Below are 20664 nucleotides of genomic sequence, written 5' to 3'. Positions count from 1 at the left end.
GGCATCATGGATGCCCTTTTTTGTTTTTGTTGTGTCGAGGTTATCGCGATTACTCTTGTTCTAGAGCACTTATCTCGTTGAGCTCTGCCGCTTGGCAAACACTTTCGCGAATCGTTAAGCGAACTTCAGGATAAAGCATGGTGTAGAGCAGCTCGGCAAATTGACGAGTCTTCTCAATATCACAGTCTCCCTCGGCATTGAGATAGGTCTGTTCTTTCAGCGTAGTGAACATAGCGGCAAAAACGCCTTTGTCAAAAAACTCAGGAGCATTAATACCATGCAAGCGACCTAAACGCTGAGCAATATCTTGGCTCTTGGTTTCGAGCTCCGACTTATCTAGTTCTGGCATCGCGACCAGTAGGTTGAGAGCGATGGCATAACGCTGCAGGGTTTCTGAAATAGTTCGGCCAAGCAACACTAGCACTAGCGTGTTGTTTTGCTTAATCTCAACCATCTCGTCATTGATGCTCAACAGTCCTTGGTTTGCCAGTTCAGTCACATAGGCTTCCACAACTTGGTCAAGTTGCGTCTCTTCAATGCTTAAGAATAGCTCTTGCTTAAGGAATGGATAAACCATGGCAACATTGGCTTTTATCTGCGCCATCGACAGCTTCTGGCGGCGAACCAACATTTGTGCGATCAAAGCTGGAATCGCAAACAGATGGATGATGTTGTTGCGGTAGTAGGTCATCAAAATAGACTGGTTACGATCGAGAGAGACTATTTCACCCATCGTGTCACTTTCGATAACGAACTTGTCGAGAGATTCCGCATGTTGAACTAGCGCTTCTGCATCTTCATTGGGCACAGTGCAAGTTGCGGAGTAAGGTACATTTTTCAAAATGGACAGGTAGCATTCAATTTGCTGGACAAGACTGTCACGAGACAGCGCTCGCTGACGAGACGCCAGTAGTGCGGTTGCACACAGAGTCAGTGCGTTGGCCGCTGCGGCATCATTAATATGCGTCATCATCTTAGTGGCTAACCCATTGACCACTGGCGTTAGCCATTGTGGTTTTGAACCGCCCATCGGATCAATGTCCTTGGTCCATTCCGGAGCATGTTCATTCAGGTATTGGTTCACTGGAATAGGTTCGCCAAAGTTAACGTAGCCTTGACCGAAGTTACGCAGTTTGCGAATTGTGCGCAGTACCAAGCCTGCGTTCTCTTTCTCTTTACGACTGCCGCGCAACTCTTTGGCGTAAGTGCCGACTTCCATGACATGTTCATAGCCAATGTAAACGGGGACAAGTGTCACTGGGCGGTTAAGGCCGCGAAGCATCGCCTGCACCGTCATCGCCAGCATGCCGGTTTTAGCTTGTAATAAGCGACCTGTGCGTGAACGGCCCCCTTCACTGAAGTACTCGACAGAGTAACCTTTGGCAAAGAGTTCAGCTAAGTATTCGCGGAAGATAGTGGAATAAAGACGGTTGCCTTTAAAGCTGCGGCGAATGAAGAACGCCCCGCCGCGACGGAAGATTGGACCTGCTGGGAAGAAATTAAGATTAATGCCCGCAGCAATGTGTGGTGGAACCATGCCCTCATGATACAAAACATAAGAGAGCAGCAAATAGTCCATATGGCTGCGATGGCAAGGAACATAAACAATCTCGTGCCCATCTTGTGCTAAACGGCGAACCGTCGCAGCATTATTGATGTTGAGTCCTTGGTAAATTCGATTCCACAACCAACCTAGGATTCGGTCACCGCTGCGCACCAGCGAATAGGAGAAGTCTGCGGCAATCTCATCCATCATATCGTGCGCTTCTTTGCGAACTTTATCCAATGAAATGCCTTTGGCATTCGCTTCATCTTCAATCGCTTTTTCAATCGCCTTGGATTTCATTAGGCGCTTAAAGAGTGCTTGGCGGCTTGGTAGGTTAGGGCCTGATGCCGCAAGTTTCTGGCGTGAGAAGTGAATGCGAGCCACACGCGCCAGCTTATGAGCAATCGAGGCATCAGTGCCATGAGAGTTAGCCATATAACGTAGAGAGACCACAGGGCTAATTCGCACTAGGCAATCTCGACCCGAGATGAGCACGGCCTTGGCTTTTTGCGGGCCATTTAGAGATTGTAGATAAGAGGTATGTTTGCCCTCTTTTCCTGGCTTACGTCCCCAAAGTACGGTGACCGGGATAACTTGAACATCGAGCTCAGTATCTTCTTTATGTAGTGCTAGTAACTCAGAAAATAGCGCGATAGACTCGGCGGGCACATCATTATCGTTGCTCAACACGGTTTCACGCGATGAGATAAAGACGTAGCGATTAAAACTCTTACCGTTAATTTCGAGAGGCTGTAGCGGGTCAGGCAAACCTAGAGATTTGACTTGTTTTTGCAGCGTCAACAAGTCAACCGCAGAGCGGTAAGGGAGTGCATAAACAATGGGCTTGTTAATATCAATGCTATGATCTTCAATCGGATTTGAAGGTATAGCCGTTCCCTTTACTAGTGCCGATAGCGGTAGCTTCAGTAGGGAGCGTGATAGTGAACGTCCAGAAGACATAAAGGTTCTTTGCCTCAAATAGATGATAAGCATATTTCCAGTTCTTTTTAGTCTAGAACTCGAAATATGCCCAAGCGATTTTTTTAGGCAGCAAGGATACCAGAAACTGGTCGAACCTTTGAATTATTATTGAATGTAAAAGCAGCAGTCTTGGTGATGAGTAACTGAGATTGCAGTATCCAATGAGAGATTAAAGTGAAAAGTAAATCGTCCCATGGTTTCAAACGAGTGTTCAATGCAACACGTTATTCATGGCAAGGCCTAGTTGCAGCGTTTAAAAATGAAGCGGCGTTCCGTGAAGAGGTGCTGCTTACCTTTATCATGCTACCCGTCGCTCTGTGGCTTGATGTGACTCAGGTAGAGCGCATTCTTCTTGTGGGAACCGTGGTTCTGGTTTTGATCATCGAATTGATTAATAGCGCGATTGAAGCGGTGGTTGACCGTATTGGCTCGGAGCATCATGAACTTTCCGGGCGAGCAAAAGATATAGGGTCCGCTGCGGTAATGCTCGCAATGCTTTTAACGGGTTATACGTGGCTAGCTATCCTCTTTTTCTAACCCATTAAAAAATCATCAATTCGCTTTTCATTTGTTCACTTACTGGATATACTCACAGTTAACTGTATAAAAAGACAGGTGACTTATGAAGCCGTTAACGCCCCGCCAGCAACAAGTTTTTGATTTAATCAAAAGTAAGATTGATGAGACAGGCATGCCACCAACGCGTGCCGAAATTGCTAAAGAACTCGGTTTTCGCTCGGCGAATGCCGCAGAAGAACACCTTAAAGCACTCGCTCGTAAACAAGCGATCGAGATTATTCCTGGTGCATCACGAGGTATCCGTATTTTGCTAACGGATGACGCAGCCAATGACGATCAGGGTCTTCCATTAATTGGTCAAGTCGCTGCTGGTGAGCCTATTTTGGCGCAAGAGCATGTAGAAGCTCATTACCAAGTTGATCCAAGCATGTTTAGACCACAAGCTGACTTTTTATTGCGAGTTAACGGCGAGTCGATGAAAGATATTGGTATCATGGATGGCGACTTGTTGGCAGTGCACAAAACGCAAGATGTCCGTGATGGACAAGTCGTCGTGGCACGTGTTGATGATGACGTGACGGTTAAGCGTTTAGAGCGCAAGGGTTCGACGGTGTTATTGCATGCAGAAAACCAAGAATTTGAGCCAATTAAAGTCGATTTAACCAGCCAGCACCTTGCTATTGAAGGGATCGCGGTGGGTATTATTCGTAATACAGATTGGATGTAATTACTGCAAATAAGCTAATGAGAAGTGTTATCATTAACTTGTTTTTCTAGTTGAGATTTATTATCATCTTCCTGTCACTCAACAAGGAAGATGATAATGGCTAGCCCGCAACGTTCCCCCAAAACTCGTTATCAGATCCCCGCGAATTTGCTGCAACCTCTTTGGTTTCGTAGCAGAGAGAGCCTTGCTGATGATGGGCTAGTTTACGATCCGATTGCGGCCAATGCATGCCATCGCTGCAAACTTGCCCCTGAATGCTTTGCTGGTGATATCGACCAGAAGCAACTCCTGCACGCCACACTAACCCAATTGTGTGATGACCAAGTTAATACCTTCCTTAAACATAATCCAGATGGTTGGATCATCAACGTCGGTGCGGGACTCGATACACGTTTTTATCGCATCGATAATGGTTTGTGCCATTGGATAGAGCTAGATGTCACAGAGAACTTACTCTGGCGGCAAAAGCTTTTTCACAACAGTGAGCGTTACCACCATCATTGCGGTAGCGTGATCGATCTTTCGTGGCTTGATGAGATCAGCATCCCTGAAAACGCTCCTGTTATGATCGTGTGTGAACATGCATTGCTTGATATGGCAAATGCTCAAGTGGCGAGCTTTGTTCAAACGTTAGGTCGTCATTTTGATGATGCAAGAGCCTGTTTGGTTCTGGCTGGGGACTTGAGTCAATCTAAGTTAGGGCAAAAGATGGGGTCGGGGGAGTATGCGCATGGATATGAGTCGGCGAAAGATGCAATGACTCAATATTTACCTTGGCTGAGAAGAGTTCGAACTTTCTCGCCACTAGACAAACAGTGTCGGCGTTGGAAGTGGTGGCAAAGATGGCTAACCAAGTTAGCGTCTGCCAAACATCGCTTTACACCTGTGGTTGTATTGTTGCGCTGGTAGTGCTAAGAGACCAGCTAAGCCGTGAGGAAACACAAGCTTAGCTGACTTTTCATTAAAATAAACGGTTTAGACCATTCAGTGCCGCGACACGATATGCCTCTGCCATGGTTGGATAGTTAAAGGTTGTGTTGACAAAATATTCGATGGTATTGGCTTCACCCTTTTGCTCCATAATCGCTTGACCGATATGGATGATTTCTGCCGCTCGCTCTCCAAAACAATGAATTCCAAGAATTTCTTTCGTTTCTCGATGGAAGAGTATTTTTAAGCTACCAATATCTTTACCTGCGATCTGTGCTCGAGCTAAATGCTTGAATGAAGAGCGGCCCACTTCGTAAGGCACTTTACTTGCGGTGAGCTCTTGTTCGGTCTTTCCTACAGAACTGATTTCTGGAATGGTATAAATCCCTGTTGGAATATCTTCAATCAAATAGTTGTCAGCCTGTCCTTTGGTGATGGCTTGAGCCACAAAGCGGCCTTGATCATAAGCGGCACTGGCGAGACTGGGGTAACCAATCACATCACCCACAGCGTAGACGTGTTCAACATCGGTTTGATAATTACTGTTTACTTTAAGTTGCCCGCGAGAATCTGCATGCAACCCAATGGCCGACAAGTTGAGTTTTTCTGTATTCCCCGTGCGTCCGTTGGCGTAAAGAATACAATCAGCCTTCATTTTCTTGCCTGATTGAAGATGAACAATAACACCATCTTCAGTCCCTTCAATTTGTTCGTAGGTTTCATCATTGCGAATCACGACGCCACTATTCCAAAAGTGATAGGAGAGAGCGTCGGACACTTCATTATCAAGGAAACTAAGCAGACGATCGCGAGTGTTAATCAGATCGGTCTTCACCCCAAGTCCGCGGAAGATTGAGGCATACTCACAGCCAATCACGCCTGCACCATAAATAATAATATGGCGAGGATCATGCTTTAGACTAAGAATTGAGTCACTGTCATAAATACGCTCGTGGTTGAAGTCGACATTTTCTGGCTGGTATGGTCTTGAGCCTGTTGCGATGACAAACTTATCTGCCGTGTAATGTTCTTCACTGCCGTCACTTTGCAAAACAGCGACACTGTTATGATCGGTAAATCGGGCAGAGCCAAAGATTAAGGTGCATTCGTTACGGTCATAAAAGCCTTGGCGTAATCGGGTCTGTTTATCGATAACGGTTTTTGCATGGCTAAGAATGTTGGAGAAAGTGGAATGCAGGCTAGTGTTGTTTTTGCAAAAGAGCGGGTTGTTATTAAATTCAATGATACGACTAACTGCATGGCGAAGTGCTTTAGATGGGATGGTACCCCAGTGGGTACAACCCCCACCAACGCTACTCTCTTTCTCGATGATAGCGACGTTAAGACCAGCTTTTGTTAAGCCCATCGCTGCCCCTTCGCCGCCAGGGCCACTTCCTACGACAATGACATCAAAATGATTGCTTACGGCCATAACTGATTCCTTGTTATACTGTTGTAACATTGCTTTAGCGTGATTTTAACGATTTCTGAGTTTTGGTAAATATTTGTCACACTATAGAGTCGATGTGATCACGCCAAGCGAGTAAAATTTGCGTCATGATCTCTGTGTGAGATCTCTAATTTGAGGAGAAGGGATTGTAATCGCTAGTCAACTGCGGTTTATTTCTCTGTAGTTAGGAAAGGCTTAAGTCATAAGGAGAATCGTTGTATATTAAGAAATCCCCTGTCAGAAAAGTAGAAACTAAAAAATGAAAACCATGGGAATTCGCGCACAGCAAAAAGAAAAGACTCGTCGCTCTTTGATTGATGCAGCTTTCAATCAACTTAGTGCAGACAGAAGTTTTTCCAATTTGAGTCTTCGAGAAGTCGCGCGTGAGGCGGGGATAGCGCCAACCTCATTTTATCGTCATTTTAAAGATATGGATGAGTTAGGCTTAACCATGGTAGATGAAGGTGGTTTGTTGCTGCGTCAATTGATGCGCCAAGCTCGTCAACGGATTGTCAAAGAAGGTAGCGTTATTCGTACCTCTGTGGAAACCTTTATGGAATTCATTGAGAGTAGTCCGAACGTATTTCGTTTGTTGTTACGCGAACGTTCAGGGACTTCATTTGCTTTTCGTACTGCCGTTGCACGAGAAATCCAACACTTTGCGGCCGAGTTAACCGAGTTCCTGATCAGTACAGGTATGAGCCGTGATGAAGCCTTCACCCAAGCAGAAGCGTCAGTAACACTAGTATTTAGCTCTGGTGCCGAAGCTCTAGATCTCGATCGACGTGAGCGTGAAATATTAGCTGAACGTCTGATCATGCAGTTGCGAATGATAGCCAAAGGGGCTTATTGGTATCGCAAAGAACGTGAACGTAACCGACTAAAAGGCGGGATAGATTAATGTCTAATGAAAATAATCCAATTAATCGTGGTTCGGAAAGAAAAACACTGGTTCTTGCTCTAATCGCGGGTATGTGTGGTGACGCACTACTTTCATGGTTAACGATGAGCGAGGTTAGCTTCTCTATTTTCCCAATCATTGCGCTGGTATTGGCAGTTCAAGCGCTATACAAAGAATACTTAGCAAATCCAGTATCTGAAGATATTCCTCTGGTCGGATTGGCTTGCTTTTTTGTCGGCGCATTTGGCCATTCCGCATTTCTTAAGGCTCAATACCCTGAGTCTGGCTCGAACTTCTTCGCTATCCTTGTGTCACTATTACTGATGCTTTGGATTGGCAAAAAGCTGGGCTATATGTCCAAGAAAGATGAAATCGCTGCCGAATAAGCACAAATAAAAAACGAGCCGAAAGGCTCGTTTTTTTGTCTCTACAGTTCAAGTTAGATTACTTGCGCTCTAGCATCACACCGGCTTCCATATGGTGTGTGTAGGGAAATTGATCGAAGAGAGCAAAACGAGTGACGTTATGTGTTTCACTCAGAATTTCTAGATTTTCTTTTAATGTTTCTGGGTTGCATGAGATATAAAGGATTCGCTCATAACCTTGTACCATCTTACAAGTATCAATATCCATGCCTGAACGAGGTGGATCAACAAAGATTGTGTTGCAGTTGTAACTATTCAGATCGACTCCCGCATCTTTTAAACGGCGAAACTCTCTTTTTCCTTCAATCGCTTGAGTAAACTCTTCGGCTGATAAACGAATGATCTGAACATTATCGATTTTGTTTGCTGCGATGTTGTACTGCGCCGATTCTACCGATGGTTTAGCAAGCTCAGTCGCGAGTACTCGATTAAAGTTTTGTGCAAGCGCCAGTGAGAAATTACCATTACCACAGTAGAGCTCTAGTAAGTCACCTTGGCTATCTTGGGTACAATCAATTGCCCACTCCAGCATTTTTGTAGCGACTTTTGCATTAGGCTGGGTAAAGCTATTTTCTACTTGTTGGTAGATGTATGGCTGACCATTCACATCGAGTTTTTCAACCACATAATCGCGATCGAGGATGATTTTCATCTTACGAGCACGGCCAATCAGATTTAAGTTAAAACCTTCGTCATTGAGGCGCTGTTTTAGTGCTTTTGCTTCTGCGATCCAAGCATCATCAAGTTGACGATGGTAGAGCAGCGAAACCAAAATCTCTCCGCTAAGTGTAGATAAGAAGTCCACCTGGAAAAGCTTGCGACGCAGCGTGTCATTATCTTTCATCGCCTCTATTAACAGCGGCATCAAATCATTGATTAGGCGACTGGCCGCAGGGAACTGATCAACGCGATATTTCTCACGAGTTTCTTGGTTGAACATGATGTAGTACATGTCTTCACCTTCGTGCCAAACGCGAAACTCTGCACGCATACGGTAGTGCTGCTCTGGAGATTCGAAAACTTCCAACTCTGGCACATTGTATTGAGCAAACATCTCATTAAGACGTTCAGCTTTCTCAGCGAGTTGCTGCTGATAGTGCAGGGGATTGACATCAAGAGTCGCCATAGTAATTACCTTTGTATGGTGCATTTATATTTAAGAGCGCAGATTTTATTCGATATCAGCTATATGTCCAGTTTTGAACAGTATCGGCCTCACTTTTCTGTTTAGAAATTATGGCAACAATCTAGTCATTTGTTACTAAATGATAGATATATATGTTATTTGCTGGACAATCTCGCCTCAGCTACATACCATTTTCTTCCAGCTGGTGCTGTCTAGAGGTTTAGATGGCTAAAAGGGAATCTGGTGAGAATCCAGAACTGACGCGCAGCGGTTATAGAGAACGAACACTCAAAAGACACTGCATCTAGATTGATGTGGGAAGTCGAGTTAGTAGGCCAATCAAGCTCTAAAGTCCGAATACCTGCCAGCAACTGAGCCAATAATGGAAGCCAAGTTATTGATGCTCAGTAGGACTTACGCGATTTAGGACTATAAAAATGAACCGATCTATTTTAGCAGTGGCAGTGGGTTCACTGCTTTCGCACGCCCCTTATTCTCTCGCTGAACAAGCGGATGAAACCATAGTTGTGACCGCAAACCGTTTTGAGCAACCTGTGAATACGGTTCTTGCACCAGTCAATATTGTGACCAGAGAAGAGATAGAGCAAACTCAGGCGAAGAGTTTACCGGAAATTCTGAGAAAGCTACCTGGGGTCGAAATTACCCAAAATGGTGGACGCGGCCAGCTTGCAAGTATCTTTGTACGTGGTACTTCCTCGGATCAAGTTCTTGTTCTTGTTGATGGCGTTCGAATGGCTAAGTCATCGACAGGTGCCGTTGATTTTAACCAGATACCAGTAATGCAGATTGAGCGTGTAGAGTACATCCGAGGTGCTCGTGCGGCGATGTATGGCTCTGAGGCTATTGGTGGTGTCATTAACATCATTACTTATGCAAAAGCAGGGCAAGTCGGAACCTCATCGCTAAGCGTTGGTGTGGGTAGTCGAGGTCAAGATGCCAATGTAATGGCGGCAGTGAAAACATCGGAATCTGGTACGTTGAAGTTGAATGCTGGATACGAAAAAGATGAAGGCTATAACATCAACCCGATTGAAGGTGTCAATGATGGTGAAAAGTATGGCTTCGATTCTCTCAATGGTTCATTAGGATATGATCATCAGTTCAATGAGCAGTTTACAGGGTCGGTGCTAGCAAGGGCATATCGAAATAACTACCAATACAACGACAGTACTACGGTTCGAAAGAAGGCAGAAGTAGAAATTGAGACACAGGTTTACAGTGGCTCTTTAGGATATAAGCAAGGTGATTTTGGCTCTGTCGTGACTTATTCGCACGAGAATACTGACTCTCGCACTTTTGACCCATATAACACTGCGTTGGCGGACAAGTATCAAAATAAATATAAGCAAGATAATGTCAGTTGGATCAACAGTTATGCGGTAGATAACGATACGCAACTTTCCGCGGGTGTTGATTGGCGTAAAGATTCTTATGAAAAGCCTGATACTGCAAACTCATTGTTAACGCGCAAGAACTTAGGTTTTTTTGGTGTAGTTTCAACGCGCTATAACATTCTTACCGCCGAGCTTTCCGCTCGCTCGGATGATAACGAAGATTATGGTCGCAATACGACTTACAATGCCGGTCTAGGTATCGATATCACGGAAAATGCTCAGTTATTCGGGTCATACGGTACGGCTTATAAAGCGCCAACGCTCTCGCAGCAGAACGGTTCTGCTTGGGCTGATGCCAATCCAAACTTAAGACCAGAAAGTTCGAAAAACTATGAGTTAGGCGCTCGTGGTGACATTAGTGGTATTCGTTGGGGAGTCACAGGTTACGATATCAGAATCGATGACTTGATTACCTATACCCCTCGTTCTGGTCAGAAAGCGATTTACGAGAATGTCGAAGGTGTTTCACGCATAAAAGGCGTGGAGCTGGAGTTAGGTTTTGATACAGGTCTTGTTTCTCACACGTTATCCGCCGATTTTAAAGACCCTAAAGACAGTGACGACAAGCAACTAGCTCGACGTGCGAAAAAGAACTTTAAATGGCATGCCAATGCTTCGTTTGGTGATGTCGATGTCTCGACCAGTTATCTCTACTTTGGTGAACGACCTGACGGTTCAGAGACTCTCGAAGCTTATGATTTGCTCGATGTTGCAGCAACATACTGGGTTCAGCCTGATTTGGCTATCCGCGCCAGAATCGACAACCTTCTCGATGAAGAGTATGAGACGGCCAAAGGTTATCCTGCACCTGAGCGTTCATTCTATTTAAATATGACGTATCAGTTTTAGTTTTCTGTTAGACATGAAACCGCCTTCGGGCGGTTTTTCCTTATTCGAGACATAGATGAAAAAGAACGTTATCGTTAGTTGGTCCTCTGGGAAAGACTCAACATTGACCTTAGAGCGCCTGATGGAAAGCGATGAGTATCGTGTGGTAGGGATCTTTACCACCCATCTTGCAGATGAAGTGCCATTTCAGGCGACGCCAATCTCAGTGATCAAGATGCAAGCAGAGCTGCTTTCATTACCACTGGTGACTATCGAGCTACCGGAGGTGTTCCCAAGTAACGAGGTTTATCAGACACTGGTAGTTAATGGGTTAAAAACCTCAAAGCTTGAGTTTAGCTACGTCGCATTTGGCGATATGTTTTGTAATGGGATTGCAGAGTATCGCCGCAGCTACATTGAGCCAGCGGGGTGGCATTGTGTTTTCCCTTTAATGGGAGAGGCGAGTTCGCAACTGGCCGATGAGATAATCACCAGAGGTATTCAAACTATGCTGGTCACCGCAGACAGCTCAAGAATCTCTAAAGACCTATGTGGAAGTTGGTATGACCAAAAGCTACTGACTGAATTGCCACACGAAGTTGACCCTTGTGGTGAAAATGGTGAGTTTCATACCTTGGTGACTAAAACGACAAGCTTCAACGGTAAGTTAGAATTGCATCTCACTGAGGTTGAGCACGGTGAGCGCTTCTCTCACCAAAGATATACTGCCAAGTTGTTGCGAAAAGTTAATCCAAGGGTATGATCGCGTCATCTTTACTACTGGAAATATTTTGTGACTCAGCAGCAACCCAAAGTTCTGATTTTTGACTCAGGTGTTGGTGGTCTATCTGTCTACCAAGAGATAGAAACCCGACTGCCACAACTAGATTATTATTATTTGTTTGATAATGAAGCGTATCCTTATGGAGAGCTAGACCGTCAAACATTAGTTGAGCGAGTAGAGTCACTGGTTGTTGCGATGGTGGAGACACACCAAATCGATATAGTTGTTATTGCCTGCAACACTGCCAGCACGATTGTTCTTCCTTCTCTACGTGCGCGATTGGTGATTCCTGTGGTCGGTGTCGTACCGGCAATTAAGCCCGCTTCTAGTCTGGCGAATAAAGCGGTTGGTTTGATTGCGACTCCTGCAACGGTCAAGCGTGAATACACGCATGACCTAATTCGCGACTTTGCACAAGATAAACCTGTTGAAATGTTAGGGCTTACTCGCTTAGTTGATATTGCGGAAGAAAAACTACGCGGCCAACCCGTTTGCCTTAGTGAGATCCGCAAACTACTCGCGCCTTTAGCCAACAAAATTGATGTGGCGGTTTTGGGGTGTACACACTTTCCATTAATCAAACAGGAAATACAAAGTGTGTTAGGGGAGCAGGTACTATTGGTCGATTCAGGTGAAGCAATAGCACGTCGGGTGCAAGGGCTTTTGTCCGTGAGTAACGTAGAACAGGAAAAGGGGAGTAGAGAGATTTATTCTAGTGCACCTCCTTGGCAAGAAGATGCACTGAACAACGCATTAAGAAAATTGGGTTTTAGTCCAGTTCGTCCCTTTCCTCTTGAGATTTAGGCTCGTTTGCAATACGTACTTTTAGAGTACGCTGCATATAGTCTTTCTCATTTAACCCTGCAATGGCGGTTTCAGCATCTGAAGCTGCCATTACAACAAAACCGAATCCCCTCCTTTTACCCGTTCGCTTATCTTTCATTAGACGAACAGCAAAGACTTCACCATGTTCGGCAAATAAGTCCTTAACGTGAGACTCGTTAGCTTTATAAGGCAAGTTTCCTACATATAGCGTTTTGGTTGCAGGATCATTTAAAGGCGTATCTAACTCATTCGTTGTTGCATTGGAAAGTTTCAGAACAAAAGCGGAAGCAACAACACCAATAACAAAGCTGATTGCTGGCGAGATATCTAGCTTAAAGAAGATAAGTGCACCGAGTACAGCAATGGCGATTAACAAGATTGTCGATTTATTTGAACTCATAATAAGAATACTACTTCTATGTCAGAGAAAATTAACTGTCTACCTTTAACAAAATAGACACATAGATCTTACGTATATGCTTGGCGTTTTTCCATTATATTGATGTGACATGACTCAAATGTTGAAATTTTATCCTATTTTTAATGATTTGCTGAGTTTTTAAGCAAACAAAATGTTTTTTTCTAAAAAGACTTGTCATGTTTTCAAACCTCCCTATAATGCCGCCTCACCGACACGGAGTGAGACGCAAGTCACGGTCCGAGAAGGAAATGAGAGAGAAAAGAAAGTTTGAAAAAACGCTTGACTCTCAAATTGGGAAGCGTAAGATACGCACCCCTAACGGCAAGATACTTTAAGTGGCTAGCTAGTTAGAAAGCTCTTTAAAAACAAGAACCTATCAATCTGTGTGGGCACTCGTTGATGATAATCCAAATTAGAAGCTTAGGCTTCAAATTAGATTTCAATGAAACGAAGTGACCATTGCTAGAAATAGCAGCACAGTCAATTCAAGCATTACTATGTAATGTTCAGTATTCATTGAGTCGAACAAAATCTTAAATTGAAGAGTTTGATCATGGCTCAGATTGAACGCTGGCGGCAGGCCTAACACATGCAAGTCGAGCGGCAGCGACATAAACAATCCTTCGGGTGCGTCTATGGGCGGCGAGCGGCGGACGGGTGAGTAATGCCTAGGAAATTGCCCTGATGTGGGGGATAACCATTGGAAACGATGGCTAATACCGCATGATGCCTACGGGCCAAAGAGGGGGACCTTCGGGCCTCTCGCGTCAGGATATGCCTAGGTGGGATTAGCTAGTTGGTGAGGTAAGGGCTCACCAAGGCGACGATCCCTAGCTGGTCTGAGAGGATGATCAGCCACACTGGAACTGAGACACGGTCCAGACTCCTACGGGAGGCAGCAGTGGGGAATATTGCACAATGGGCGCAAGCCTGATGCAGCCATGCCGCGTGTATGAAGAAGGCCTTCGGGTTGTAAAGTACTTTCAGTCGTGAGGAAGGTTCATGCGTTAATAGCGTATGGATTTGACGTTAGCGACAGAAGAAGCACCGGCTAACTCCGTGCCAGCAGCCGCGGTAATACGGAGGGTGCGAGCGTTAATCGGAATTACTGGGCGTAAAGCGCATGCAGGTGGTTAGTTAAGTCAGATGTGAAAGCCCGGGGCTCAACCTCGGAATTGCATTTGAAACTGGCTGACTAGAGTACTGTAGAGGGGGGTAGAATTTCAGGTGTAGCGGTGAAATGCGTAGAGATCTGAAGGAATACCGGTGGCGAAGGCGGCCCCCGGACAGATACTGACACTCAGATGCGAAAGCGTGGGGAGCAAACAGGATTAGATACCCCGGTAGTCCACGCCGTAAACGATGTCTACTTGGAGGTTGTGGCCTTGAGCCGTGGCTTTCGGAGCTAACGCGTTAAGTAGACCGCACGGGGAGTACGGTCGCAAGATTAAAACTCAAATGAATTGACGGGGGCCCGCACAAGCGGTGGAGCATGTGGTTTAATTCGATGCAACGCGAAGAACCTTACCTACTCTTGACATCCATAGAACTTAGCAGAGATGCTTTGGTGCCTTCGGGAACTATGAGACAGGTGCTGCATGGCTGTCGTCGCTCGTGTTGTGAAATGTTGGGTTAAGTCCCGCAACGAGCGCAACCCTTATCCTTGTTTGCCAGCGAGTAATGTCGGGAACTCCGGGGAGACTGCCGGTGATAAACCGGAGGAAGGTGGGGACGACGTCAAGTCATCATGGCCCTTACGAGTAGGGCTACACACGTGCTACAATGGCGTATACAGAGGGCAGCCAACTTGCGAAAGTGAGCGAATCCCAAAAAGTACGTCGTAGTCCGGATTGAGTCTGCAACTCGACTCCATGAAGTCGGAATCGCTAGTAATCGTGGATCAGAATGCCACGGTGAATACGTTCCCGGGCCTTGTACACACCGCCCGTCACACCATGGGAGTGGGCTGCAAAAGAAGTGGGTAGTTTAACCTTCGGGAGGACGCTCACCACTTTGTGGTTCATGACTGGGGTGAAGTCGTAACAAGGTAGCGCTAGGGGGAACCCGGCGCTGGATCACCTCCTTATACGATGATTATCGTGATGAGTGTCCACACAGATTGATAGTTCACAAGCGTAAGCTTGTAGCTAACATAGCTCTTTAACAATTTGGAAAGCTGACAAAACAACAATTTATTGTTGTTTGTAAAGTTCTCAAAGTATTCATTTATGAATACACAAAAACACATTCAAGTGTTCTTGGAATTTGAGTCCGGCAAAATCGAGTCTGCATCATGTATAAAAATTGCAGACAACTTTGGTGACTTGTTCATCAACTCGAAACTCCTTCGGGTTGTATGGTTAAGTGACTAAGCGTACACGGTGGATGCCTTGGCAGTCAGAGGCGATGAAGGACGTATTAACTTGCGATAAGCCCAGATTAGGCAGTAAAAGCCACTTGAGTCTGGGATTTCCGAATGGGGAAACCCACTTACATAAGTAAGTATCGTTATGTGAATACATAGCATAACGAGGCGAACCGGGGAACTGAAACATCTAAGTACCCCGAGGAAAAGAAATCAACCGAGATTCCGAAAGTAGCGGCGAGCGAAATTGGACTAGCCCTTAAGCTTTACACGCGTTAGACGAACGGTCTGGAAAGTCCGACGATACAGGGTGATAGTCCCGTAGTTGACGATGTGTGTTCAGTGAAATCGAGTAGGGCGGGACACGTGTTATCCTGTCTGAATATGGGGGACCATCCTCCAAGGCTAAATACTACTGACTGACCGATAGTGAACCAGTACCGTGAGGGAAAGGCGAAAAGAACCCCTGTGAGGGGAGTGAAATAGAACCTGAAACCGTGTACGTACAAGCAGTAGGAGCAGGCTTGTCCTGTGACTGCGTACCTTTTGTATAATGGGTCAGCGACTTATATTCAGTGGCAAGGTTAACCATCTAGGGGAGCCGTAGGGAAACCGAGTCTTAACTGGGCGTTCAGTCTCTGGATATAGACCCGAAACCAGGTGATCTAGCCATGGGCAGGTTGAAGGTTGAGTAACATCAACTGGAGGACCGAACCGACTAATGTTGAAAAATTAGCGGATGACTTGTGGCTAGGGGTGAAAGGCCAATCAAACCTGGAGATAGCTGGTTCTCCCCGAAAGCTATTTAGGTAGCGCCTCGGACGAATACTACTGGGGGTAGAGCACTGTTAAGGCTAGGGGGTCATCCCGACTTACCAACCCTTTGCAAACTCCGAATACCAGTAAGTACTATCCGGGAGACACACGGCGGGTGCTAACGTCCGTCGTGGAGAGGGAAACAACCCAGACCGCCAGCTAAGGTCCCAAATTATAGCTAAGTGGGAAACGATGTGGGAAGGCTTAGACAGCTAGGATGTTGGCTTAGAAGCAGCCATCATTTAAAGAAAGCGTAATAGCTCACTAGTCGAGTCGGCCTGCGCGGAAGATGTAACGGGGCTAAGCTATAAACCGAAGCTGCGGCAATATCTTTTAGATATTGGGTAGGGGAGCGTTCTGTAAGCCGTTGAAGGTGTGTTGTAAAGCATGCTGGAGGTATCAGAAGTGCGAATGCTGACATGAGTAACGATAAAGGGGGTGAAAAACCTCCTCGCCGGAAGACCAAGGGTTCCTGTCCAACGTTAATCGGGGCAGGGTAAGTCGACCCCTAAGGCGAGGCCGAAAGGCGTAGTCGATGGGAAACGGGTTAATATTCCCGTACTTCTTACAATTGCGATGGGGGGACGGAGAAGGCTAGGTGGGCCTGGCGACGGTTGTCCAGGTTCAAGTGCGTAGGCTTAAGAGTTAGGTAAATCCGGCTCTTTCTAAGGCTGAGACACGACGTCGAGCTACTACGGTAGTGAAGTCATTGATGCCATGCTTCCAGGAAAAGCCTCTAAGCTTCAGATTGTAAGGAATCGTACCCCAAACCGACACAGGTGGTCGGGTAGAGAATACCAAGGCGCTTGAGAGAACTCGGGTGAAGGAACTAGGCAAAATGGTACCGTAACTTCGGGAGAAGGTACGCTCTTGACGGTGAAGTCCCTCGCGGATGGAGCTATTGAGAGTCGCAGATACCAGGTGGCTGCAACTGTTTATTAAAAACACAGCACTGTGCAAAATCGTAAGATGACGTATACGGTGTGACGCCTGCCCGGTGCCGGAAGGTTAATTGATGGGGTTAGACTTAGGTCGAAGCTCTTGATCGAAGCCCCGGTAAACGGCGGCCGTAACTATAACGGTCCTAAGGTAGCGAAATTCCTTGTCGGGTAAGTTCCGACCTGCACGAATGGCGTAATGATGGCCACGCTGTCTCCACCCGAGACTCAGTGAAATTGAAATCGCTGTGAAGATGCAGTGTACCCGCGGCTAGACGGAAAGACCCCGTGAACCTTTACTACAGCTTGGCACTGAACATTGACCCTACATGTGTAGGATAGGTGGGAGGCTTTGAAGCACGTACGCCAGTATGTGTGGAGCCGTCCTTGAAATACCACCCTTGTAGTGTTGATGTTCTAACGTCGACCCCTGATCGGGGTTACGGACACAGTGCCTGGTGGGTAGTTTGACTGGGGCGGTCTCCTCCCAAAGAGTAACGGAGGAGCACGAAGGTGGGCTAAACACGGTTGGACATCGTGTGGTTAGTGCAATGGCATAAGCCCGCTTAACTGCGAGAATGACAATTCGAGCAGGTACGAAAGTAGGTCATAGTGATCCGGTGGTTCTGTATGGAAGGGCCATCGCTCAACGGATAAAAGGTACTCCGGGGATAACAGGCTGATACCGCCCAAGAGTTCATATCGACGGCGGTGTTTGGCACCTCGATGTCGGCTCATCACATCCCGGGGCTGAAGTCGGTCCCAAGGGTATGGCTGTTCGCCATTTAAAGTGGTACGCGAGCTGGGTTTAGAACGTCGTGAGACAGTTCGGTCCCTATCTGCCGTGGGCGTTGGAGAATTGAAAGGGGCTGCTCCTAGTACGAGAGGACCGGAGTGGACGAACCTCTGGTGTTCGGGTTGTGTCGCCAGACGCATTGCCCGGTAGCTAAGTTCGGAATCGATAACCGCTGAAAGCATCTAAGCGGGAAGCGAGCCTTGAGATGAGTTCTCCCTGATACTTTAAGTATCCTAAAGGGTTGTCGGAGACTACGACGTTGATAGGTCAGGTGTGTAAGTGCTGTGAGGCATTGAGCTAACTGATACTAATTGCCCGTGAGGCTTAACCATACAACACCCAAGGGGTTTTGATGGACTCAAAGAAAGAACAGATTGAATGTGTAAGAACTGAAAAACAGCTTTCCGAATTATTCGATTTGCAAGCAAATCTCACCCTAAAGGGCCGCACTAAAGTGCGTTTGAATTTGCGAGCAAATTGATAAAGAATTTTGCTTGGCGACCATAGCGATTTGGACCCACCTGATTCCATGCCGAACTCAGAAGTGAAACGAATTAGCGCCGATGGTAGTGTGGGGCTTCCCCATGTGAGAGTAGGACATCGCCAGGCTTTTAATTTTCTTTTCACTTTTTAAAAAAGTGAAGACAAAATAGCGCACTTGCTTATTTAATAAGCAAGTCACCATAAAGTTTTAAGAAAACTTAGAATTTTATGTTGACTTTCAAAGTGGGAAGCGTATTATACGCACCTCGCTGAGACGCTAACGCGTTGAAAGCAAAGCTCTTTAACAATATAAACCTATCAATCTGTGTGGGCACTCGTTGATGATAATCCAAATTAGAAGCTTAGGCTTCAAATTAGATTTCAATGAAACGAAGTGACCATTGCTAGAAAATAGCAGCACAGTCAATTCAAACATTACTATGTAATGTTCAGTATTCATTGAGTCGACAAAATCTTAAATTGAAGAGTTTGATCATGGCTCAGATTGAACGCTGGCGGCAGGCCTAACACATGCAAGTCGAGCGGCAGCGACATAAACAATCCTTCGGGTGCGCTTATGGGCGGCGAGCGGCGGACGGGTGAGTAATGCCTAGGAAATTGCCCTGATGTGGGGGATAACCATTGGAAACGATGGCTAATACCGCATAATGCCTACGGGCCAAAGAGGGGGACCTTCGGGCCTCTCGCGTCAGGATATGCCTAGGTGGGATTAGCTAGTTGGTGAGGTAAGGGCTCACCAAGGCGACGATCCCTAGCTGGTCTGAGAGGATGATCAGCCACACTGGAACTGAGACACGGTCCAGACTCCTACGGGAGGCAGCAGTGGGGAATATTGCACAATGGGCGCAAGCCTGATGCAGCCATGCCGCGTGTATGAAGAAGGCCTTCGGGTTGTAAAGTACTTTCAGTCGTGAGGAAGATTCATGCGTTAATAGCGTATGGATTTGACGTTAGCGACAGAAGAAGCACCGGCTAACTCCGTGCCAGCAGCCGCGGTAATACGGAGGGTGCGAGCGTTAATCGGAATTACTGGGCGTAAAGCGCATGCAGGTGGTTAGTTAAGTCAGATGTGAAAGCCCGGGGCTCAACCTCGGAATTGCATTTGAAACTGGCTGACTAGAGTACTGTAGAGGGGGGTAGAATTTCAGGTGTAGCGGTGAAATGCGTAGAGATCTGAAGGAATACCGGTGGCGAAGGCGGCCCCCCGGACAGATACTGACACTCAGATGCGAAAGCGTGGGGAGCAAACAGGATTAGATACCCGGTAGTCCACGCCGTAAACGATGTCTACTTGGAGGTTGTGGCCTTGAGCCGTGGCTTTCGGAGCTAACGCGTTAAGTAGACCGCCCGGGAGTACGGTCGCAAGATTAAAACTCAAATGAATTGACGGGGGCCCGCACAAGCGGTGGAGCATGTGGTTTAATTCGATGCAACGCGAAGAACCTTACCTACTCTTGACATCCATAGAACTTAGCAGAGATGCTTTGGTGCCTTCGGGAACTATGAGACAGGTGCTGCATGGCTGTCGTCAGCTCGTGTTGTGAAATGTTGGGTTAAGTCCCGCAACGAGCGCAACCCTTATCCTTGTTTGCCAGCGAGTAATGTCGGGAACTCGGGGAGACTGCCGGTGATAAACCGGAGGAAGGTGGGGACGACGTCAAGTCATCATGGCCCTTACGAGTAGGGCTACACACACCGTGCTACAATGGCGTATACAGAGGGCTGCCAACTTGCGAAAGTGAGCGAATCCCAAAAAAGTACGTCGTAGTCCGGATTGAGTCTGCAACTCGACTCCATGAAGTCGGAATCGCTAGTAATCGTGGATCAGAATGCCACGGTGAATACGTTCCCGGGCCTTGTACACACCGCCCGTCACACCATGGGAGTGGGCTGCAAAAGAAGTGGGTAGTTTAACCTTCGGGAGGACGCTCACCACTTTGTGGTTCATGACTGGGGTGAAGTCGTAACAAGGTAGCGCTAGGGGAACCTGGCGCTGGATCACCTCCTTATACGATGATTATTGCGATGAGTGTTCACACAGATTGATACGGTTTGTAATTAAGAGACGATACTGGGTCTGTAGCTCAGGTGGTTAGAGCGTTCGCCTGATAAGCGAGAGGTCGGTGGTTCGAGTCCACTCAGACCCACCAATTCCCATCCCAAGGAATTGGCACACAGTATCAACACCTGATGGGGCTATAGCTCAGCTGGGAGAGCGCCTGCCTTGCACGCAGGAGGTCTGCGGTTCGATCCCGCATAGCTCCACCATCTCTAAGCGCATTTGATTAAGTGTTCTTAAAAATGGTTTCTTTCTTTAAGTAGAAAGTAAAATCTAGCTCTTTAACAATTTGGAAAGCTGACAAAACA

12 protein-coding genes, 2 tRNA genes, 4 rRNA genes and 1 riboswitch are annotated in these 20664 nt (G+C 46.5%); of the genes, 14 read left to right on the top strand and 4 right to left on the bottom strand.

The window, feature by feature from the left end:
• Positions 1–49 precede the first annotated feature (49 nt).
• A complete protein-coding gene (plsB, locus tag GZK95_RS14030; RefSeq protein WP_151148778.1) occupies positions 50–2506 on the bottom strand; it encodes a glycerol-3-phosphate 1-O-acyltransferase PlsB in 2457 nt (818 codons plus the stop codon).
• A 195-nt stretch (positions 2507–2701) separates the two neighbouring features.
• Between plsB and GZK95_RS14025 the strand changes: the two genes are divergently transcribed.
• The 3 genes from GZK95_RS14025 to GZK95_RS14015 all read left to right on the top strand — a co-directional run bounded on the left by GZK95_RS14025 (position 2702) and on the right by GZK95_RS14015 (position 4682).
• Complete coding sequence (locus GZK95_RS14025; protein ID WP_075708866.1) at positions 2702–3064, top strand: diacylglycerol kinase; 363 nt, start codon at positions 2702–2704, stop codon at positions 3062–3064.
• Between the two features lie 85 nt (positions 3065–3149).
• Entirely contained in the window at positions 3150–3773 is a 624-nt protein-coding gene (lexA, locus tag GZK95_RS14020; RefSeq protein ID WP_075708867.1) for a transcriptional repressor LexA, read from the top strand.
• A 96-nt stretch (positions 3774–3869) separates the two neighbouring features.
• On the top strand, positions 3870–4682 hold the full coding sequence (locus GZK95_RS14015) for a class I SAM-dependent methyltransferase (RefSeq protein ID WP_075708868.1): 813 nt from the start codon (positions 3870–3872) through the stop codon (positions 4680–4682).
• Positions 4683–4734: 52 nt separating this feature from the next.
• Here the strand turns inward: GZK95_RS14015 and sthA are convergent, their stop codons facing one another.
• Positions 4735–6165: a Si-specific NAD(P)(+) transhydrogenase gene (sthA, locus tag GZK95_RS14010; RefSeq protein WP_075713253.1), complete on the bottom strand. Its 1431-nt coding sequence runs from the start codon at positions 6163–6165 to the stop codon at positions 4735–4737.
• Positions 6166–6412: 247 nt separating this feature from the next.
• On the opposite strand from sthA, the gene fabR reads away from it, so the two are divergent.
• Both fabR and GZK95_RS14000 read left to right on the top strand, forming a co-directional pair.
• Complete coding sequence (gene fabR, locus GZK95_RS14005; RefSeq protein WP_075649217.1) at positions 6413–7054, top strand: HTH-type transcriptional repressor FabR; 642 nt, start codon at positions 6413–6415, stop codon at positions 7052–7054.
• On the top strand, positions 7054–7440 hold the full coding sequence (locus GZK95_RS14000; RefSeq protein ID WP_075708870.1) for a YijD family membrane protein: 387 nt from the start codon (positions 7054–7056) through the stop codon (positions 7438–7440). Before fabR ends, GZK95_RS14000 begins: the two co-directional genes overlap by 1 nt.
• 58 nt (positions 7441–7498) lie before the next feature.
• Here the strand turns inward: GZK95_RS14000 and trmA are convergent, their stop codons facing one another.
• Positions 7499–8605, bottom strand: coding sequence for a tRNA (uridine(54)-C5)-methyltransferase TrmA (gene trmA / locus GZK95_RS13995; RefSeq protein ID WP_075708871.1), 1107 nt, complete (start codon positions 8603–8605; stop codon positions 7499–7501).
• A 186-nt stretch (positions 8606–8791) separates the two neighbouring features.
• Positions 8792–8988: riboswitch (cobalamin riboswitch) on the top strand.
• A gap of 54 nt (positions 8989–9042) precedes the next feature.
• Here trmA and btuB point away from each other — a divergent pair.
• From btuB to murI, 3 genes are read left to right on the top strand one after another with little or no spacing between them, the layout of a single operon-like run.
• Complete coding sequence (gene btuB, locus GZK95_RS13990; RefSeq protein WP_075713251.1) at positions 9043–10869, top strand: TonB-dependent vitamin B12 receptor; 1827 nt, start codon at positions 9043–9045, stop codon at positions 10867–10869.
• A gap of 55 nt (positions 10870–10924) precedes the next feature.
• Entirely contained in the window at positions 10925–11611 is a 687-nt protein-coding gene (locus GZK95_RS13985) for a Dph6-related ATP pyrophosphatase (protein ID WP_075713249.1), read from the top strand.
• 30 nt (positions 11612–11641) lie between these two features.
• Positions 11642–12436 (top strand): glutamate racemase, encoded by a 795-nt coding sequence (murI, locus tag GZK95_RS13980; protein WP_075713247.1) that lies wholly within the window; start codon positions 11642–11644, stop codon positions 12434–12436.
• Here the strand turns inward: murI and GZK95_RS13975 are convergent.
• Positions 12402–12857: an RNA recognition motif domain-containing protein gene (locus tag GZK95_RS13975; RefSeq protein ID WP_075708875.1), complete on the bottom strand. Its 456-nt coding sequence runs from the start codon at positions 12855–12857 to the stop codon at positions 12402–12404. The two genes, murI and GZK95_RS13975, sit on opposite strands and share 35 nt — an antisense overlap.
• A gap of 556 nt (positions 12858–13413) precedes the next feature.
• On the opposite strand from GZK95_RS13975, the gene GZK95_RS13970 reads away from it, so the two are divergent.
• The 6 genes from GZK95_RS13970 to GZK95_RS13945 all read left to right on the top strand — a co-directional run bounded on the left by GZK95_RS13970 (position 13414) and on the right by GZK95_RS13945 (position 20565).
• A 16S ribosomal RNA gene (locus GZK95_RS13970) occupies positions 13414–14964 on the top strand.
• 272 nt (positions 14965–15236) lie between these two features.
• Positions 15237–18125 (top strand): 23S ribosomal RNA (locus tag GZK95_RS13965).
• Between the two features lie 161 nt (positions 18126–18286).
• A 5S ribosomal RNA gene (gene rrf / locus GZK95_RS13960) occupies positions 18287–18402 on the top strand.
• A gap of 351 nt (positions 18403–18753) precedes the next feature.
• Positions 18754–20306: ribosomal RNA gene (locus tag GZK95_RS13955) — 16S ribosomal RNA — on the top strand.
• The 16S, 23S and 5S rRNA genes sit together here with 2 tRNA genes alongside, the layout of an rRNA operon.
• Positions 20307–20370: 64 nt before the next feature.
• Positions 20371–20447 (top strand) — tRNA-Ile (locus GZK95_RS13950).
• Positions 20448–20489: 42 nt separating this feature from the next.
• A tRNA-Ala gene (locus GZK95_RS13945) sits at positions 20490–20565 on the top strand.
• Positions 20566–20664: the final 99 nt, after the last annotated feature.

The organism is Vibrio panuliri, from assembly GCF_009938205.1.
GTDB lineage: Bacteria > Pseudomonadota > Gammaproteobacteria > Enterobacterales > Vibrionaceae > Vibrio > Vibrio panuliri.
Note: the sequence above shows the minus strand (reverse complement) of the source record. Positions and strands in the feature narration are given on the sequence as shown.

Bases quoted from the DNA above. Each gene is read 5' to 3' on its own strand.
- plsB (WP_151148778.1), bottom strand. From the start codon at position 2,506: ATGTCTTCTGGACGTTCACTATCACGCTCCCTACTGAAGCTACCGCTA.
- lexA (WP_075708867.1), top strand. From the start codon at position 3,150: ATGAAGCCGTTAACGCCCCGCCAGCAACAAGTTTTTGATTTAATCAAA.
- GZK95_RS14015 (WP_075708868.1), top strand. From the start codon at position 3,870: ATGGCTAGCCCGCAACGTTCCCCCAAAACTCGTTATCAGATCCCCGCG.
- sthA (WP_075713253.1), bottom strand. From the start codon at position 6,165: ATGTTACAACAGTATAACAAGGAATCAGTTATGGCCGTAAGCAATCAT.
- fabR (WP_075649217.1), top strand. From the start codon at position 6,413: ATGAAAACCATGGGAATTCGCGCACAGCAAAAAGAAAAGACTCGTCGC.
- GZK95_RS14000 (WP_075708870.1), top strand. From the start codon at position 7,054: ATGTCTAATGAAAATAATCCAATTAATCGTGGTTCGGAAAGAAAAACA.
- trmA (WP_075708871.1), bottom strand. From the start codon at position 8,605: ATGGCGACTCTTGATGTCAATCCCCTGCACTATCAGCAGCAACTCGCT.
- btuB (WP_075713251.1), top strand. From the start codon at position 9,043: ATGAACCGATCTATTTTAGCAGTGGCAGTGGGTTCACTGCTTTCGCAC.
- GZK95_RS13985 (WP_075713249.1), top strand. From the start codon at position 10,925: ATGAAAAAGAACGTTATCGTTAGTTGGTCCTCTGGGAAAGACTCAACA.
- GZK95_RS13975 (WP_075708875.1), bottom strand. From the start codon at position 12,857: ATGAGTTCAAATAAATCGACAATCTTGTTAATCGCCATTGCTGTACTC.